The sequence below is a fragment of the Arthrobacter sp. cf158 genome, from assembly GCF_900106835.1.
Lineage (GTDB): Bacteria > Actinomycetota > Actinomycetes > Actinomycetales > Micrococcaceae > Arthrobacter.
In genome coordinates, this window is the sequence record NZ_FNNR01000005.1 from 371,164 (window position 1) to 387,509 (window position 16,346).

The window sequence follows — 16,346 nt, forward strand, 5'->3', positions numbered from 1 at the left end:
CGTTCGCGTCAAGGCCAAGCCTCCAATGCTCATGATCACAGTATCCAAATAATTCTTGATTTTCTTTCATTGCATCCTCAACCTACATGAGTTATTGTTATCTAAATCACCCGATCACGGGGTTTAACTCCAGAAGGACTAAAAGCAATGAACCTTCCCCAAACCCAGGAACACAAAGTCACGGTCGCGGCCAAGACAACGCTTGCGGCCGGTGTCGTGGAGCTGGAACTGGCCTCCGAAGACGGAAACGATCTCCCGCAGTGGGAGCCTGGTGCGCACGTTGACCTCATCCTGCCCTCAGGCGCCGTCCGTCAGTATTCCCTCTGCGGAGACCCTAGCCAGCTTTCGTCGTACAAGGTTTCGGTACTGCTGGATGAAAAGGGCAGGGGAGGCTCCCGCGAGGTCCATGAAGCCGTGGATGCCGGTGCCATCTTGACCATTAAGGGCCCCCGGAACCATTTCCCACTGGGGGACCACCAGTCATACCTGTTCATCGCAGGAGGGATCGGCATCACCCCGATGCTGGCGATGGCACGGAAAGTTTCTGCGGCGGGCCTGAAATGGCGATTGATCTACGGTGGCCGGAGCCTGGAGACCATGGCCTACCTGCCCGAGATTGCCGAGCTGGTAGGTGGAGACGTTGAACTCGTTCCTGCCGACACCAAAGGAATCCCGGACATCAAAGGGGCGATCGAAACCTCTGACGGCGCCCACGTCTACACCTGCGGCCCTGAACCCATGCTCCGGGTTGTCGAAGAGAACACCAAAGCAATTCTGGGCGATGAGTTTTTTCACTTTGAGCGCTTCGGCGCTGACCCTAACGCGGTAGCGGCCGACACCGACGGTGACACCGCATTCGAAGTGGAGCTGGCAACCACCGGCAAGACCCTCACTGTGGCAGCGAACCAAAAACTGATTGACGTGGTACGAAGTGTGGTTCCGGGTGTGCCCTTCTCCTGCGAGCAGGGCTACTGCGGCTCTTGCGAAACCGGAGTCCTTGCCGGCATTCCCTTGCACCGCGATCAGCTCCTCACTGAAGAAGAGCGCGCCTGCAACGACACCATGATGATCTGCGTCGGCCGTTCCAAGACCCCTAAGCTCACCCTCGACATCTAGCTCCCTAAGGACAGCCAGCATGAACAGCACTCTTCAAACTCCAGGCTTCACCCTCGCCGACCCGTCCTTGTGGACCAACGGACCAGCCGAAGATGAGCTAAGAATCCTTCGGGAAAACCACCCCCTTTCCTGGCATGAAGAACCGTCTAGTGAATGGTTCCCGGAAGGCGGCCGAGGCTTCTGGTCCCTTGTCCGTCACGAAGACGTCTCCGCGGCAAGCAAGGACCAGGACACCTACTCATCCGGGCAGGGAACCGAACTTATTGACATGCCGGCCGAGATGGTGCGCACCTACGGCGGCATGCTGAACATGACGGGGGAGGACCACGCCAAGCATCGGGCGATCGTGAGCAGGGTCTTCACCCCACGCACCCTAGCCCAGCTTGCTCCGCAGATCCTTGAGCATGCCCGGACTTGCATCGCCAGGATCAAGGACCGGGAGGACTTCGATTTCATGGAAGACCTCGTCGCGGATTTCCCGGCTCAGATCGTCTGTGACCTGATGGGTGTCCCCGCTGAAGACAGGCCCGAACTGATCCGTCTCACCGGCATCGCGCTGGCCGGAAACGGCACTGCAGAGTCGTACAAAACCATGACTCAAATCGTCGAATACGCCAAGGGTTTGGCGGCGAGGGTCGAAGTGGCTGCATCGGACGATGCCAGCCTGCTTCGTAAGCTCGTGGACGCAGAAGTCAACGGCGAGCGCCTTAGCAACGAAGAGGTCGGAATCTTCCTGGCACTGCTCCTGACGGCCGGCATTGAAACGACGGCAACAAGCATCGGGCAGGGCTTTTATGCAATGTCCCAGTACCCGGAGCAACGCAAGGCGTGGCAGGAAGATTACGACGCACTCGCGCCTCGCGCCGTTGAGGAAATCGTTCGCTGGGTAACCCCGGTCATGCATTTCCGCAGAACCGCCACAAGGGACATCGAGCTCTACGGCCAAACGATTCGCAAGGGCGACAAAGTCCTCCTGTGGTACACCTCCGGAAACCGGGACGAGTCGGTGTTTCCGGAGGCGGAGAAACTGGACTTCTCCCGTGAATCTGAAGTTCCACACGTTGCCTTTGGCGGGGGCGGACCACACTTCTGCCTTGGCGCCCAGCTGGCGCGCCTGGAGATCAGTATCTTCTTCAAGGAACTCTTCCAGACACTTCCCAACGTAGCGGTCAACGGCGAACCCGTCCGGCTGCACTCCAATTTCGTCAACGGGCTGGCCCACCTTCCCTGCACCACCGGCCGCGCCTAAAAACTCTTCCATCAAAGGAGATGGACATGAAAAGCATCAAAGCCATGAACGACCTCAGAGCTGCCGCCCGGAGTTCGGTGGGCACCGGAGTCCACTGCCCCCGCACCGGGTGGTGGGTCCCGGAGCCCCTGCACGATCTCTCAGCCCGCTACATCTGGCAGGGCGCCATCATGCCGGGTGCCAACGGCCGAAACATCCAATGGCGCCTTGCCGTAGAGGATCCGACAGGAAAGTTCGCACAGGACGCTGCATGGACTCCGCATATGCAAAACAAAACGCCACTCACGTATGCCTCACGGGTCCTCTGGCCGGACTGCCAGGACTAGTCAGCGAAGCCCGCCCTTGGAGACAGATCAGTTACGTCCAGAGCCAGTGCCCTTCAGTGCAACCTCAATGCCGCTGTTCCTCGATCCACTTGGCTCGTCCGATGACCGGCGGCCGCCAAGCTCCGCCAGGACCGCCAGTGAACGAAAGGCCGAGCCGCGCCCCAGGCCACAAGTGCAAAGCAGTCAGAGGCGCAGAAAACACGCCAGCCGCACGCAGCGGCTTGGTCTAGTCGTCGCCGACATCGCAGCACTTTCCCAGCGCGCGCTGTCATAGGATCCGGCGCACTACGCAGCACCCGACATGCAGGAGTCCGCACCGGCTGAACACTTTGAGAAAGGCCACCACCAGAGCCGCACGGCAAGGTGGTGGCCTTTCCTTTTAAGTCCGGTTGCTACGCCTCAGGGCCGAGTGCTAGCCGGGTACAACTGTCGCGGATATATTCCACGAAATCAAGACCCCTGTGGTTAATTTCCATCTCTAGGGTTTACTTTTTGGATAATTCGCTGCTACGCTAAGTGTGTGCTTGTGGCCCACGTCACGCACAACTCCCAGCAACAGGCAACAGCCCTAAGAGTCAAGGAACCACGACATGGAAATCACTGAGGCAGAAGTAATCGAAGCGGCAGCCAAGATGGTCGAGGCGTTCTCGAACAGCCGTACCGAGGACTACTTTGCGTGTTTCGACGAGCACGCGACATTTCTCTTCCATGGGGAAGGAAGTCGACTGGAAACACGGGCGGCATACCAATCAATCTGGGAAGGTTGGATGGAAGAGGGCCTGAGGATCACCAGCTGCAAGAGCACCAACCGCCGGATCCAGATTCATGGGGCGGTGGCCCTGCTCACGCACGATGTGGAAACGGATCTGGACGACAAGGGGTCGCTGTCCACGGCCTTCGAGCGGGAAACAATCGTTTTTGCGAAGAACCAGGATGGCACGGTCTCCTGCCTGCATGAGCACCTCTCCCTGGATCCGACACAGAACTAATGAAGGACACAACTCCACCTCCTGTTCTGGCCGCCCCCGGGATTCTCGAAGTCGAGCATCATGGCGTAGAACCGATTCCCGACCATGAGCGCACGGCAACTCCGTTCGATCTATTCCGCCTGATCTTCGGTGGGGCGAACACCTTCGTGACGGTCATTCTGGGGTCGGTCCCCATCCTGCTTGGCCTGTCCTTCGTAGATGCGCTGTGGGTGACCGTTGCCGGCGTCCTGCTTGGGTCGCTCATCGTTGCACCGATGGCCCTGTTCGGCCCCGTCAGCGGCAGTAACAACGCGGTCTCCTCGTCGGGCCACTTTGGGGCACACGGGCGCATTATCGGGTCTTGCCTTGCCTTGCTCGTGGCAGTTGCGTTCTATTCGATCTCCGTTTGGACCTCCGGCGACGTCATCATTGGTGCGGCCCACGAATTCTTCGATGTTCCCAGCAGTCCATGGGCGCTTGGGGCTGTGTACAGCGTCCTTGCTGTACTAATGCTCGTTGTCTGCATTTATGGTTTCCGGTTCATGCTTTGGGTCAACAAAGTGGCGATCATCGGCGCAACCGCTATGTTCCTGGCCGGCATCTTTGCCTTCTGGGACAAGTTCGACTTTGGATACTCTGGCGCGTTTGGCATCAATGGAGTTGCCTCGGTTGATCCAGCATTTTGGGCCGCCGCGATCGGCGCGGGCCTGGTGGTCATGTCAAACCCTGTTTCCTTTGCCACGTTCCTGGGGGACTGGACGCGGTACATCCCAAAGGAAACATCACGCAGCAAGCTCATGGTGTCGGTGATTCTGGCAAATTTGGCCACGCTGCTTCCCTTCATCTTCGGCCTGGCAACCACGAGCATCATCGCCTCGTCGGCACAGCCGTTCTTTGAGGCCGGAGATTACGTTGGCGGGCTCCTGAACGTCTCTCCGATCTGGTACTGCATCCCCATCAGCATCCTGGCGATCATCGGGGGCATGTCCACGGGAACCGGACTGCTCTATGGTACGGGCTTGGACTTCGCGAGCATCGTGCCCCGCCTGTCCAGGATTCAATCGACCATCCTCATCGGAGTTTCGTCCTTGGCGTTCATCTTCTTCGGAAAGTTTGTTCTGAACGTCGTCCAAAGCATCTCTACCTTTGCCATCCTCATCGTTACCTGCACCGCTCCCTGGATGGTGATCATGATCATCGGCTTCGTCAAGCGGAAAGGGTGGTATGACCAGGACGCCCTCCAAGTGTTCAACCGGCGCCTCAAGGGCGGAATCTACTGGTTCAACGACGGATGGAACTGGCGGGCAGTTGCTGTCTGGGCTGTCTCGGCAGTTGCCGGGCTGCTGTTCGTAAATGTACCGGGCCAGTTTGTGGGCTGGCTGAGCCCAATAGTCGCCGGAATCGACATCAGTATCCCGGTCGCGGCAGGCCTGGCGTGTCTTCTGTACCTGACGGTGCTGAAAACGTTCCCTGAGCCATACGAAGTGTTCGGCCCCATGAACGGGCCGTCGTCTTCACAAAAACCCATGTCCTCCACCGAATCCAATGCGACACCGACTTCGGACACCCTCCTGCAACAGAAAGCATCACAATGACCCAGTACGGTATTCAAGCCATTAAGACCCTGAGAGAGGAAGTACTAAACCTCGGTCAGTCCCTCACCCTTGACGACTGGGCGCGTCCGAGCGCTTGCGCTGGATGGAGCGTCCAGGACATCCTCATACACCTCAATTGCACGCTGCGGGAAGTAGTCTCGCCGGACTCGCTCCCGGCTCCCGTTGCCGGGGACATCGAAGCTTCGAACGACGTCGGAGTTGCAGCCTTCCGAGGTCAGACCCCAGAAGAAACTCTTGCAGAGTACCGGTCGATGATTGACTCAACCATCGATGAACTCGCACAACTCCAAGTACCGCCGGCCAGTGAGTCCGAGGTCGACATGGACAATGCCGGTGTATACCCGGCTCACCTGCTCGTCGACTCGCTGGTTTTCGACCACTACTGTCACCTGCGGCACGACATCATCGCACCACATGGGCCGGTCGAGGCCGCGACCGTCGAACCTGACGAGGATATTGTCAAGTCTTCGCTGGCGTGGCTTCTGGCAGGCCTGCCGCAAATGTCGCCGGAGCGTCTGGGCGTGTCGGTGACGGCACCGGTGCGCCTTAGCCTTACGGGGGTCGGGGGAGGGGACTGGCTCATTTCGCCCGAGCCGGGCAAACCCGCGGTTGCTCCGGATGACCGCGTGGTGCAACCAGCGGCGATCATCACGAGTGATGCCGACGACTTCATCAGGTGGGGAACGAAGCGCGCCACTGAGACCGAACGTGCCCGCATGGTCACCCTCAGCGGGGACCGTGAACTGGGCCAGCGAGTCGTGGAATCAATCCACGTGTTCTAGCACGTGGGTTCGCAGGCGACGGCGCCGGACCGCATTGCAGGTCCGGCGCCGTTTCATGCCTGGTAACGCAAGAGCAGTCTCCAAACGCAATCCCGCACTGAAGTTCTCGGCCCCTCATTATGAGTAGGCAGATAGCAAACGGTATGCGTCGCAGCCACCAGCAAGGATCAAAATGACAGGAACATACGCCCGCGCCCTTGGCGCCTTGATGAACGCTCTTTCCGATCTTTCTGAGTTCATGGTGCAGCGCCTCGCCTCCCGGAATCTGTTCACGGAAAGAGCCGTTGCACAAAACGCGAAACCGTCCGCCCCTGGAGACTGACGGATCCACCCGCCCGTCCGTGGGTTGGGCCTACGACCGCGACTGGATGCCGGCCAAGTGCTCATCCAGCGTCCTGGTGGCCCAAGTGAAATCCGAGCTTGGTTCCTGCCGAATGATGTGCAAGGCAAGTCCATCAATCAGGGCATGCAAGCGGTCCGTCTCAAAACGGGCAGATTCTGCGGTTCCTTGATGCAGAATGCTCACGACTGTCTCACAGATCCTCCGCACGGCGTTGTGCGTTTGCATGTGGGTGGGCCGGAGATCGGGATCGGTCATCGCCGCTGTTCCGAGTGCCAGAAAGACTTCCATCTCCATGCGGCGTTCCGCATCAAGCGGGAGTAATTCATGAACGATTGATCTGCCCCAAACTTCGCTCTGCTGCCCGGCTTCGACTGCGGCAATCCGCTCGAGAGTTCTGGACAGAACCAATTCAAGAGCGTGCACGCGGACGCTGGTCTGGGTTGGGAAGGTGTACCGCAGCGAGCTCGGGGGTAGGCCCGCTTCGGCGGCCACGTTTCGTACCGACAATCCCGCTAATCCTTGGTCCACTAAAACACGCCACGCAGCTTCAGAAACCTGCTGCCGGCGGCTGTCCACATCGAGGTTCTTTGCCATAGCCCCCATACTCGCACAACTGTGCGAAATGTGGTAAAAATGAAACCGTACAGTCGTACCAAATGCTGCGGTGGCGGCGGATAAGGAACTGATGACATGGCTTGGGTAGTACTTCTCGTGTCCGGCGTGCTGGAGGCAGTATGGGCAACTGCGTTGGGTGCTTCAGATGGTTTTAAGCGGCGAAAGCCCACGATCATCTTCGCGGTGACCATGGCGCTCAGCATGGCTGGCTTGGCGTACGCCATGCTCAGTCTCCCCGTAGGAACGGCTTACGCCGTGTGGGTTGGGATTGGCGCGGTGCTGACCGTTCTGATAGCAGTTCTAACAGGCTCCGAGGTCCTGACATGGCCGCGCGCGGCCCTGTTGGTCGGTCTCGTTGGATGTGTTGCAGGATTGAAGGTGATCAGCTGATGCCGTGGGTAATCCTGCTTGTCAGTGCCGTCCTGGAGGCCATATGGGCCACAGCATTGGGTGCCAGTATGGGATTCACCGATCCCACTGCTACCACCATTTTCGCCGTCGCTTTGCTTCTCAGCATGCTCGGCCTCGGTTATGCGGCGCGGCAAATTCCGATCAGCACTGCTTACGCGGTCTGGACTGGCGCTGGGGCCGCGTTGACTGTGGCCTGGAGCCTGATCACTGGGGCCGAAGAGTTGACGGTTCTCAGGGTACTCTTTCTTGCTGGCATTGTCGGCTGCGTCGTGGGTTTGAAACTCGTGAAGTCGCCAAAGCCTTCCCAGTCACCTCGCCGAAGTGCGCTGGCGCGGCGAGATTAAGATGATTGGGGGCTTCCTGCAATTGCTTCAGACCGTTTCCGCTGTGCTATGCAGAGGACCCGAAGGAAACCCCAAAAGAGCAGTTATCTGTCTTCATATACTCTGGGATCGTCACCGTGCCGCTGACCAAGAGGCGTCAAAAGAAGACCCAAGTACCCTTCAATCCGAGGACCTGACATGACGAGATCCCACGCCGGGAGCGCCGCTGCTTCCGTTCCCGGAACAGGCAGGAAGGTTGTGACCCTGGATCCGATCGACCACGAACTCGTCAGGCTCCTTCAAATCGACGGACGGGCAACCTTCCAAGAGCTCAGCGAATCAGTCGGCCTCTCGGGGGAGAGTACACGACTGCGCGTCGCCCGATTGGAGCGGACCGGCGTCGTCCGGATCGTTGCCAGCGTCGCTCCGCAACTGCTCGGCTACAGCAGTTCGGCGATGGTTGGCGTGAACGTAGGCGCGGCAGCGCGATCGGTCGCTCAACGGCTTGCTCAGTTGCCGTCGACGAGCTTCGTTGTCTGCACTGGGGGTAAGTTTGACCTCCTGGCGGAGATTGATTGCAGGGATGATGCGGAACTTCTGGATGTGCTCGACGAAGTTCGCGAGATCCCCGGAGTTGTCCGATGCGAGTCATTCATGTATCTGAGCGTTGCCAAGTACGCATACCGTCAAAGCGTCTTCCTGGCAGGTTCGGACGTCAAGGCGGGTACCGACGGAGGTGCCGCCGCGGCGCCAGTTGTGCTGGACGAGGTGGATCATTCGCTCATTGAAGCCCTCCGGGAGGATGGCCGCGCGTCCTACTCAGCGCTCGCGAAGAAGGCCGGAGTGCCCTATTCGAGCACTCGACGCAAGGTGCTCCAGCTCGTGGAATCCGGCGTACTGCATATCAATACACTGCTGGGTGATGCCGCGCCTTACCGTTACGTTCAGGCGAGTATCGGGATCAGAACAACAGGGCGCCCCGGGCGGGTGGCTGTCGAGCTGCAGCAGCATCCTGAGGTAGGAATGATCCTGTTGACGGCGGGCTCCCACGATCTGATTATCGAGGTCACCTGCGAGGATAAACAGGCATTATTGGCGTTCGTCGAAGACACTCTGGGTTCCACGGAAGGCGTCGTTTCCAGTGAGAGCTACGTCTATCTGGACATCGAAAAGCTCCCGTTTTCTTGGGGGGCAATGCACTAGCTGGAACGGGCGAAGATTGCATCCGTTAAGGTGCGCCTGCTTGGCCTTCGTTCGCCGGCGCCACGCGGGAGCTGGGTCATGGCCGAATAGGCGATCTTCCAGCTGCCCGTTTTCATGACCCGAATTCCCGCCGCCGACATCGCGGGGTGCATGGAGCATCGCGTCCTGGTAGACCCGCGGATCGTTCGACGTGGTGGGGATGGTCATGCAACTTACATGTGTACGGAATACGGTATACGGAGTATGATATGTATTATCGCTTGAAGGGCTCCGCAGATGACTAGGCGACCCGTCCAAAAGCGACCACCGCGATTGAGATTGGGACATGACCATGATGAGAAGGGCCAGCTTCGCTGAACGGGTTGTAGGCGTTCGAGACCCGCAGCCCAAAGAAACTACGCAGGAAAAGCTGCCGAGGTTCGAAGATACAGTCTTCCCAGACGTTCAGGATTAGTCCTCAAACCGTAGGAGGGCGGGCTGTCTTGGCTGCGGTTGGCAGTGGCGCGGCACCCCTTCCCGCCTGCCCAGGGTTGCTGCCGGAGTTGTAAGTCACGAGCTTCCCATCCGGATCCGTGAGCGGCTGCCGTCATTGAGCTGTAAGTGCATGGTGTGCCCAGCATGGCGGGGGTACTACCGTAATATACCTAGAGTACGAGCTCCGAATCGGGCAGCAGTTGCCGCGACTTGAACCCTAAAAGGGAGATCCAGAATGAATTCCGCCGTCAAAAGGACCGCTGCTCCGTTGAGGCAAGAGGTGGTAGGTGCACTCCGTCGCGCCATCGTGTCCGGCGAGTTCGCTCCTGGTCAGAGACTGGTGGAGTCGGTGCTGTGTGACAAATTTGCCGTCAGCCGGACGGTTATTCGAGAGGTGTTGAGGCAACTCGAAGCCGAGGGGCTCGTAATAATAGTCCCCAACAGAGGCCCGGAAGTTGCAACGCTGACCATCAAAGAAGCGGAAAATCTATACGAAGTTCGACGAGCCCTGGAGTCGCTGGCCGGAAGTCTCTTCGCTGAGCGCGCAACAGAAGAACAGTGCAGCAAGCTCGTCGAGTGCTTGAGTGACGTTAAAATGGCGATGGGTTCTGATGATCCTGACCGCAAACTTGAGGTCAAGGATCAGTACTACGCGGTCCTGCTCGACGGTGCTGGCAACGATGAAATCTCCAAGCTTCTTAACCTCGTAAACGCTCGCACTCAGGTATTGCGAATGTACTCCCTCTCCTCCGAGAACCGCGGGCCCCATACGGTAGCCGAGATATCCAGGATCACGGCCGCCGCTGCGCTTGACCGCGACCCGGACGAGGCGAGAATTGCCTGCGAAGATCATGTGCGCAGTGCCGCAAACGCGGCCCTTCGGGAAATGAAGCGCGCTATCGCTAAGTAGCGGCCGCCTGTTCCGCCATCGAACGGGCGGATCAGCCACCATGGTCGCCCCGCCGAGATGAGGGTACTGAAACTTACATATCCATTTGAATCGTCGTACCGTAATACGGTAATATAACTCTAGTTGAGCGGTGACATCGGAGTCATCGCCCGGAGGAGGCAGCATTGAGTATCACCGACATTTGGGGCGCTTCCTGGGTATTGGCGGTCAACGCGGATAGGGAAAACCGCCACATCGGCCGGATGTCCCGGTTTATGCTCCGTTTTGAACTAGAAGACGGCGAGCATGCAGATTTCCTTTATGCAGCGGGGACCCTGTCATTCGCAAGCGCCGACCCCACGGGGGAAGACCTATTACACATCGCGGGAGGCGCTGCTGCTTGGGCCGAACTCTCCGATGCAAATGCAGCGCCGCGCCGACATGACCTTTTAGCCCTCCTTAAGGCGCCACAGGGGCTGGAGGTAGTTGATGGCCACGACATTCTCCTGCGTCACCTGCGCGTCATTACCCGCCTCGTTGAGATTGGAAAAAAAGATGCCAAAGCCTGACGTTTACCTTGAACCAATCCGTGGCGGTTACGTCAGGTTCACTTCTAGAAACGTAAAGTACAGGGTCTACTACGAAGAAGCCGGCGCTGGCCCGGTGATCCTGGGCCTACACACGGCCGGAGCAGATTCCCGCCAGTTCCGCCATATGCTGGCCGATGAGGAGATAACCTCGAGGTTTCGAGTCGTTGTATTTGACCTTCCCTGGCATGGTAAGTCCCTTCCACCAGCCGACTGGTGGAAGGACGAATACTTGCTGACTACCGACACCTATGCATCGGTCGTCGAGGACTTCTGCGCGGCCCTTGATTTGGATACGCCCATCGTCATCGGTTGCTCAATGGCAGGCTCGCTGGCAATTGAGCTGGCTCGCCGGAGTCCGGATCGGTGGCGGGCAGTTCTCGGGCTATCGGGAGCACTGAAAGTTGAAGGGCGGTTCCACGACTGGCCCCTGCGCCCTGACCTTAATGCACAGCAGGTCGTTCCCACATGGACCCATAGCCTAATGGCTCCCCACAGTCCGGAGGAGTCCCGACGGGAGGTCTGGTGGATCTACAGCCAAGGCGGCCCCGGGATCTATAGAGGGGACACCTATTTTTACGCCAAGGACTTCGACCTGAGGGAGACGGCCTCCACTATAGATACGGCCCGTTGCCCCGTCTACCTTCTGACCGGCGAGTACGACCACGCTTGCACGCCGGAGGACACCGAAGAAGCCCTCGCGGTTATCCCCGGAGCCCGGGGTGGACGGATGAAGGGCATCGGGCACTTTCCCATGGCAGAGAACTATCCTCTGTTCCGCACATTCCTGACCCCGGTTCTTGGGGAAATCATGAATGAAGCAGGTTTGCACGAGGGAACAGGCGCCCAGGCTTGACCAGGAGATCCAAGCCCGCCGGGTCGACGACCCTTGCGGCTTCAAGATGACCCTTGATCCAGCCTGTTCAAGATCACTCCTGCCTAAGCAGATAACTGCTCATAACGTCACCTGGCCCTGGCAGGGTACTAAGTCTCAAAATGCAAGGAATCAAAGATGAACTTCAAGGACCAGACGGTCATTGTCACCGGCGCGGGAAGCGGGATTGGCCGCGCGGCCGCGCTCAGGTTCGCGGAACTCGGTGCAAACGTGGCCGTGGCCGACAATAACGAATCTGCAGCAGCGGCAGTCGCGGAGGAGGCCGGACATTCAGCCATACCGGTCGTCGTTGATGTCAGCGACTCAGGGATGGTTCAAAAGATGGTCACCGTGGTCGTCGATACGTTTGGCAATCTGGATGTGCTCTGCAACAACGCAGGCTTTGGCGCTCCTGGGAATGTGCCGGAAATCGAAGAAGACGACTGGGATCGTCTGATGGCGGTAAACCTCAAGGGCGTCTACCTCTGCTCAAAATATGCCATCCCTGAGCTCGCAAAAACCGGAGACGGACGAATCGTTAACACGTCCTCTTACACCGCCAGCGTCGGTATCCGTGATCGTGCTGCCTATGTGGCCTCTAAGGGGGGCGTCTCGGCTCTGACACGGGCAATGGCGTTGGATCACGTGGATCAAGGTATTCGAGTGAATGCTGTTGCTCCCGGCACGGTGAACTCACCTTATTTCGACAAGATGATTAAGGAATCGGACGAACCGGGCACGCTCCTCAACGAACTCAACAGCCGTTCGCCCATGCGCCGCATGGGCGACCCGAATGAAATCGCTGAAGCCATAGTCTGGCTCGCGGCCAAGGAATCAAGCTTCGTCACGGGCTCAGTCCTAACAATTGATGGAGGGACGTCGATTTGGTGAACGCCCCTCAAACACCTCCTGTTTATTCATAGCTTTATCAAGAACCCAGAACTTACCCGCTGCTCACCTAAGTCCGTGCAGCACAACAGAAAGGTACTACTCATGGCAATCGATTCGGTCAAGGAACAGAACGCTGAAGCCCAGACGTACATCGACGACATGGCACAGAAGAGAGGCTACGTCCTCGATTACCACAAGGTGATGGCCATGCATGATTTTCCCGTCCTCCAGGCCGCAAACCACTTGGTTTCGGCCGCCTACCTGGACCAGCGGACTTTGGATCGCAAGACGAAAGAACTCATCTTCATCGTGAGCCTCACAGTCATGCGAGCCTCAAAGAGCCACATCCAAAGTCATATCCGCGTGGCCCTCGACCTCGGCGTAAGTCCTGCGGAGATTCTGGAGGCAATTGAAATTTCCCTTCCTGAAGCCGGCATCGTCGCATTCCAAGCGGGACTTGAGGCGTGGCGCGAAACAGTCGGCGCCGACGGCTTGGAACCCACCGTTTTAGTCCATGAGGGTGGTAACGGCGCCGACTAAGTAGGCCGAGCGGCCGAAGGGTCACAATTGAGCGGCCCGCAGGGTTGGTACACACTCACTTGGCGCAAGGCCGCTTCACCGCCATTCCGGATTTGCCCACAACTCCCAAGGAGAAATCATGGCCACCACCTTCAACGTCGTTGCCCAATACCGGACGAAACCCGGAACAACGGAGAATATCCTCAAACATCTGCAGAACATTGCTGCCGAAACCCGAAAAGAACCAGGCAACCTCTCGTATGAGTTCTTCGGCGGAGTTGAAGATTCAAGGAGCATCGTCATACTGGAGAGCTACCAGAGCGCCGAAGCTTTTGAACTTCATCGCCAGACTCCGCACTTTCTCAACATTGGCGCTGTATACGTCATCCCCGAACTGGAATCGCGTTCTGTTTCGACTTACCTCAACCCGGTAGAACCGGCTGAAGCTCCTTAGTTGCGTTGGCCGGGGAGATGGATTAACCGGTCGATGGGTGGTCTGTTGCCGAGAACGGGGTGGGGCCTGTGCGACTTCAGTCGAGGATTTAACCGGGTTGAGCATCTCTGCGCGTATTTTGGCTGCCGTAGCACTTCGCGCAGGCCCCAGCCGTCGCTGACTGTCCGGGGGAAGCCTTCGATCTTCCGTTTGTCTGGCGCCTTTAGAAGAAGGCGTCTCGCGGAAATTCCGACGTCGGCGCCGGCGTCTTACTCGTCGTGGTGGATTTCAGGCTAGTGGCAACGGGCATCCGCGTCAGTGCTGACCTAAGTGGCGCCTTTTTTTGGGGTTTGCTGGCGGATGTAGCCGCTGCGCGCTGTGGAGGTCCTGGAATTCTTGCCGCCTTCACCCGGCCCAGGTAGCGGTGGCCCCCGCGTGGAATAAGAAGGCCTTCTGGTGTGAGTTGTTTCTTGGACAGCTCAACTCCACACCGGGAGGCCTTCGTCAACCCGAAAAACTTTAAGCCGTGTCCCGGGCGGCCTGCACCCGCGCACTGCAGATAGGTGCACAGCGCCGCTTTCAGCGAGTCACAGTCCGACGGCCCCCGCTCCCTTCCCCTAGTGTTACAAGAATCCAAAATCTACGTGGATATCTTTCGAATTCAGAAGCATCGATCCAAAGATTTTTCTCCAAAGGGACTAGCGGGTTGTGTATTTTTCGGATTATGGTGTGACTTGACACACATAACTGGACTCCGGTTGTGTTCCGTAAGCGATGTCGCCAGCATGGAGCCTGACTCCGGCAAGGCGGCCTGGATCAAATGTGAGAACCCATGACCACTACGCACAGTCCCGCACTCACACTTAAGAAGGCATTCACCTTCCGAAGTGCTTTTATGTTTTCCTTCGTCTTCGTGTCGCCGATCGTGGCGCTCTATGGAGTGTTCGCGCTGGTGCTTGGCGCGGCCGGCCCATCAGGCTGGTGGTCTTTCCTGATTGTGTTTGCAGGTCAGATCATTGTCGCCTTTGTGTTCGCTGAGTTGGCCTCCCGCTGGCCCATTGAAGGGTCCCTGTATCAATGGGCTCGCCGCCTCGTCGGCAACCACTATGGCTGGTTTACCGGCTGGATCTACATGTGGACACTGGCCATCGCCTGCGCGGGTGGTTCGTTCATCACTTCACAGTTCCTGCCTCTGGTGCTAGGGCTCCAACCCTTTGACTTGTTCACACAGATATTGGTCGCGCTGGGCACGCTGGCAGTAATCATGGTGCTAAACCTGATCGGTCCGAAAGCAATCAAAGCCGTCGTTTTCCTGGCCATCATCGCGGAGGTCGTCGGTAGCGTCGCCTTGGCAATCACGCTCTTCCTCTTCTTTCAAGAGCAGCCCTTCAGTGTCCTCCTCCAGGGTGCCGACGTCACCATGCCGGGCGTCACTTTCGCAGGTATCGCGGCGGCTGCGGCCTTCGTCGGCTGGGGCTTCGTTGGCTTCGAAAGTGCTGGAGACATCGCCGAAGAGGTAGAGGATCCGCGGCGCAATGTGCCGAAGGCGATCATTGCCGCGATTCTGAGCGTTGGAACTGTTGTGGTTGTGTCAGCACTCGCCCTCATCATCGCGATACCGGACCTTGGGCGCGTACTCAGTGGCGAGGAGGTTGACCCTGCAGCCTACATCGTCGGGTCGGCACTCGGGGAACAAGCCGTCGTGCTGCTATTCCTGCTGATCATCATCGGCTTCGTGGCCTGCATGCTGGCAACGCAAATGGCTTCGTCGCGGGTCATGTGGGCTTTCGCTCGAGATAACGCTTTTCCGGCATCCAAGTGGATCAAGCGCCTGTCACCGCGCACGTCGAACCCTAATAGCGCCATCGTGGTTACGGCCATTCTGACGATGCTCATCCTTGTGGCCGCGACCACAGGACCCGTATACGCAACCTTAGTGAGCTTCTCGACAGCAGGTTTCTTTATATCTTTCGCCCTACCACTCGTAGCGCACGCATTGACACGCCACAAGAGCTACTGGACGCCAGGACCTTTCTCACTGGGAACTGCGGGCAAAGTAGTCGTGCCGTTGGCCGCTATTTGGGTGGTTCTGGAGCTGATTAACATTGCGTGGCCGCGCACGCCGGAACTGGATTGGTGGCAGAACTACTCGGTCATCATAGGGCTGGTAGCTGTGCTTTCACTCGGCCTCATCGTCTGGATTCCCAGGCGCTCGACGATTGCGAATCTCCCGATCATCGATCCGGGTAGCCGAGACAATCACGCATCCCAAACGGCCGAGAGCGCAGCAGCTGGGGCAGCATCTGATTCCTGATTATCTCTTCACCCCGGAGCGCCGCTGGTGATTCGTCGTTTGGTGCGGGGGAGCACGCCGTCAGGTACCGCATGTGTGAGGTACCAGACCGGCCAGCTCGGCCAGGGTTAGCGCCGGACTTGAAGAAAAGAAATGGCTATAGCGCCAGCTTCGGGATCCATGCTACGGTAATATCGTATTACGGTATTCAGATCATGGGTCCCGAAGTTCTATTTCGCATATGACATTTGCCTTGTTCGACTATCTGCTCACCGGCGAAAGACCCGCTACGCTCCGGTTCAAATATCAAGGGCATAACACGGGCGGTGCGTCGGCAAAGCGTCGAAGGGCGTAATCACCACTCTCCACGACAGATGAACACCCAGCCCTCGGCCAGCAGAAAAATCGTCTGCTGAAACGAGCCCCGCCGGTTT

Annotated in this window: 18 protein-coding genes; 17 read left to right on the top strand and 1 reads right to left on the bottom strand. The window is 58.2% G+C overall.

Annotated features, from left to right (window positions below):
• Nucleotides 1-147: 147 nt before the first annotated feature.
• The 7 genes from BLW08_RS12710 to BLW08_RS23870 all read left to right on the top strand — a co-directional run bounded on the left by BLW08_RS12710 (nt 148) and on the right by BLW08_RS23870 (nt 6,379).
• Nucleotides 148-1,116 (top strand): PDR/VanB family oxidoreductase, encoded by a 969-nt coding sequence (locus BLW08_RS12710; protein ID WP_091325480.1) that lies wholly within the window; start codon nt 148-150, stop codon nt 1,114-1,116.
• A 19-nt stretch (nt 1,117-1,135) separates the two neighbouring features.
• Nucleotides 1,136-2,365 (top strand): cytochrome P450, encoded by a 1,230-nt coding sequence (locus tag BLW08_RS12715; protein ID WP_091325482.1) that lies wholly within the window; start codon nt 1,136-1,138, stop codon nt 2,363-2,365.
• Nucleotides 2,366-2,391: 26 nt separating this feature from the next.
• Nucleotides 2,392-2,691: a hypothetical protein gene (locus BLW08_RS12720; RefSeq protein ID WP_091325484.1), complete on the top strand. Its 300-nt coding sequence runs from the start codon at nt 2,392-2,394 to the stop codon at nt 2,689-2,691.
• A 590-nt stretch (nt 2,692-3,281) separates the two neighbouring features.
• Complete coding sequence (locus tag BLW08_RS12725; RefSeq protein ID WP_091325485.1) at nt 3,282-3,680, top strand: YybH family protein; 399 nt, start codon at nt 3,282-3,284, stop codon at nt 3,678-3,680.
• On the top strand, nt 3,680-5,254 hold the full coding sequence (locus BLW08_RS12730; protein ID WP_091325487.1) for a purine-cytosine permease family protein: 1,575 nt from the start codon (nt 3,680-3,682) through the stop codon (nt 5,252-5,254). The genes BLW08_RS12725 and BLW08_RS12730 overlap by 1 nt, the downstream gene beginning before the upstream one ends.
• Nucleotides 5,251-6,057, top strand: coding sequence for a maleylpyruvate isomerase family mycothiol-dependent enzyme (locus BLW08_RS12735; protein ID WP_091325491.1), 807 nt, complete (start codon nt 5,251-5,253; stop codon nt 6,055-6,057). The genes BLW08_RS12730 and BLW08_RS12735 overlap by 4 nt, the downstream gene beginning before the upstream one ends.
• A gap of 172 nt (nt 6,058-6,229) precedes the next feature.
• Entirely contained in the window at nt 6,230-6,379 is a 150-nt protein-coding gene (locus BLW08_RS23870; protein WP_175538692.1) for a hypothetical protein, read from the top strand.
• A gap of 30 nt (nt 6,380-6,409) precedes the next feature.
• Here BLW08_RS23870 and BLW08_RS12740 read toward each other — a convergent pair whose 3' ends face one another.
• Entirely contained in the window at nt 6,410-6,994 is a 585-nt protein-coding gene (locus BLW08_RS12740; RefSeq protein WP_091325492.1) for a TetR/AcrR family transcriptional regulator, read from the bottom strand.
• Nucleotides 6,995-7,090: 96 nt separating this feature from the next.
• Here BLW08_RS12740 and BLW08_RS12745 point away from each other — a divergent pair, with 96 nt between their 5' ends.
• The 10 genes from BLW08_RS12745 to BLW08_RS12790 all read left to right on the top strand — a co-directional run bounded on the left by BLW08_RS12745 (nt 7,091) and on the right by BLW08_RS12790 (nt 15,933).
• A complete protein-coding gene (locus BLW08_RS12745; protein ID WP_091325494.1) occupies nt 7,091-7,405 on the top strand; it encodes a DMT family transporter in 315 nt (104 codons plus the stop codon).
• Nucleotides 7,405-7,770, top strand: a complete 366-nt coding sequence (locus BLW08_RS12750; RefSeq protein ID WP_091325499.1) for a DMT family transporter — start codon at nt 7,405-7,407, stop codon at nt 7,768-7,770. Before BLW08_RS12745 ends, BLW08_RS12750 begins: the two co-directional genes overlap by 1 nt.
• Before the next feature lie 177 nt (nt 7,771-7,947).
• Nucleotides 7,948-8,952, top strand: a complete 1,005-nt coding sequence (locus tag BLW08_RS12755) for an Lrp/AsnC family transcriptional regulator (RefSeq protein ID WP_091325501.1) — start codon at nt 7,948-7,950, stop codon at nt 8,950-8,952.
• A gap of 709 nt (nt 8,953-9,661) precedes the next feature.
• Nucleotides 9,662-10,336 carry a GntR family transcriptional regulator gene (locus BLW08_RS12760; protein WP_091325503.1) on the top strand — a complete coding sequence of 225 codons (675 nt, stop codon included), beginning with the start codon at nt 9,662-9,664 and terminating at the stop codon, nt 10,334-10,336.
• 164 nt (nt 10,337-10,500) lie between these two features.
• Nucleotides 10,501-10,884, top strand: a complete 384-nt coding sequence (locus BLW08_RS12765; protein ID WP_091325505.1) for a hypothetical protein — start codon at nt 10,501-10,503, stop codon at nt 10,882-10,884.
• Nucleotides 10,871-11,758 (top strand): alpha/beta fold hydrolase, encoded by an 888-nt coding sequence (locus BLW08_RS12770; protein WP_091325507.1) that lies wholly within the window; start codon nt 10,871-10,873, stop codon nt 11,756-11,758. The genes BLW08_RS12765 and BLW08_RS12770 overlap by 14 nt, the downstream gene beginning before the upstream one ends.
• 156 nt (nt 11,759-11,914) lie before the next feature.
• On the top strand, nt 11,915-12,667 hold the full coding sequence (locus BLW08_RS12775) for an SDR family oxidoreductase (protein ID WP_091325509.1): 753 nt from the start codon (nt 11,915-11,917) through the stop codon (nt 12,665-12,667).
• Between the two features lie 102 nt (nt 12,668-12,769).
• Nucleotides 12,770-13,207, top strand: a complete 438-nt coding sequence (locus tag BLW08_RS12780; RefSeq protein WP_091325510.1) for a carboxymuconolactone decarboxylase family protein — start codon at nt 12,770-12,772, stop codon at nt 13,205-13,207.
• 118 nt (nt 13,208-13,325) lie between these two features.
• On the top strand, nt 13,326-13,640 hold the full coding sequence (locus BLW08_RS12785; RefSeq protein ID WP_091325512.1) for a putative quinol monooxygenase: 315 nt from the start codon (nt 13,326-13,328) through the stop codon (nt 13,638-13,640).
• Nucleotides 13,641-14,451: 811 nt separating this feature from the next.
• Nucleotides 14,452-15,933: an APC family permease gene (locus BLW08_RS12790; RefSeq protein ID WP_091325513.1), complete on the top strand. Its 1,482-nt coding sequence runs from the start codon at nt 14,452-14,454 to the stop codon at nt 15,931-15,933.
• Nucleotides 15,934-16,346: the final 413 nt, after the last annotated feature.

Coding starts and splice junctions, on each gene's coding strand:
- BLW08_RS12720 (WP_091325484.1), top strand. CDS start 2,392: ATGAAAAGCATCAAAGCCATGAACGACCTCAGAGCTGCCGCCCGGAGT.
- BLW08_RS12740 (WP_091325492.1), bottom strand. CDS start 6,994: ATGGCAAAGAACCTCGATGTGGACAGCCGCCGGCAGCAGGTTTCTGAA.
- BLW08_RS23870 (WP_175538692.1), top strand. CDS start 6,230: ATGACAGGAACATACGCCCGCGCCCTTGGCGCCTTGATGAACGCTCTT.
- BLW08_RS12745 (WP_091325494.1), top strand. CDS start 7,091: ATGGCTTGGGTAGTACTTCTCGTGTCCGGCGTGCTGGAGGCAGTATGG.
- BLW08_RS12715 (WP_091325482.1), top strand. CDS start 1,136: ATGAACAGCACTCTTCAAACTCCAGGCTTCACCCTCGCCGACCCGTCC.
- BLW08_RS12760 (WP_091325503.1), top strand. CDS start 9,662: ATGAATTCCGCCGTCAAAAGGACCGCTGCTCCGTTGAGGCAAGAGGTG.
- BLW08_RS12775 (WP_091325509.1), top strand. CDS start 11,915: ATGAACTTCAAGGACCAGACGGTCATTGTCACCGGCGCGGGAAGCGGG.
- BLW08_RS12770 (WP_091325507.1), top strand. CDS start 10,871: ATGCCAAAGCCTGACGTTTACCTTGAACCAATCCGTGGCGGTTACGTC.
- BLW08_RS12780 (WP_091325510.1), top strand. CDS start 12,770: ATGGCAATCGATTCGGTCAAGGAACAGAACGCTGAAGCCCAGACGTAC.
- BLW08_RS12750 (WP_091325499.1), top strand. CDS start 7,405: ATGCCGTGGGTAATCCTGCTTGTCAGTGCCGTCCTGGAGGCCATATGG.
- BLW08_RS12710 (WP_091325480.1), top strand. CDS start 148: ATGAACCTTCCCCAAACCCAGGAACACAAAGTCACGGTCGCGGCCAAG.
- BLW08_RS12785 (WP_091325512.1), top strand. CDS start 13,326: ATGGCCACCACCTTCAACGTCGTTGCCCAATACCGGACGAAACCCGGA.
- BLW08_RS12725 (WP_091325485.1), top strand. CDS start 3,282: ATGGAAATCACTGAGGCAGAAGTAATCGAAGCGGCAGCCAAGATGGTC.
- BLW08_RS12790 (WP_091325513.1), top strand. CDS start 14,452: ATGACCACTACGCACAGTCCCGCACTCACACTTAAGAAGGCATTCACC.
- BLW08_RS12755 (WP_091325501.1), top strand. CDS start 7,948: ATGACGAGATCCCACGCCGGGAGCGCCGCTGCTTCCGTTCCCGGAACA.
- BLW08_RS12735 (WP_091325491.1), top strand. CDS start 5,251: ATGACCCAGTACGGTATTCAAGCCATTAAGACCCTGAGAGAGGAAGTA.
- BLW08_RS12730 (WP_091325487.1), top strand. CDS start 3,680: ATGAAGGACACAACTCCACCTCCTGTTCTGGCCGCCCCCGGGATTCTC.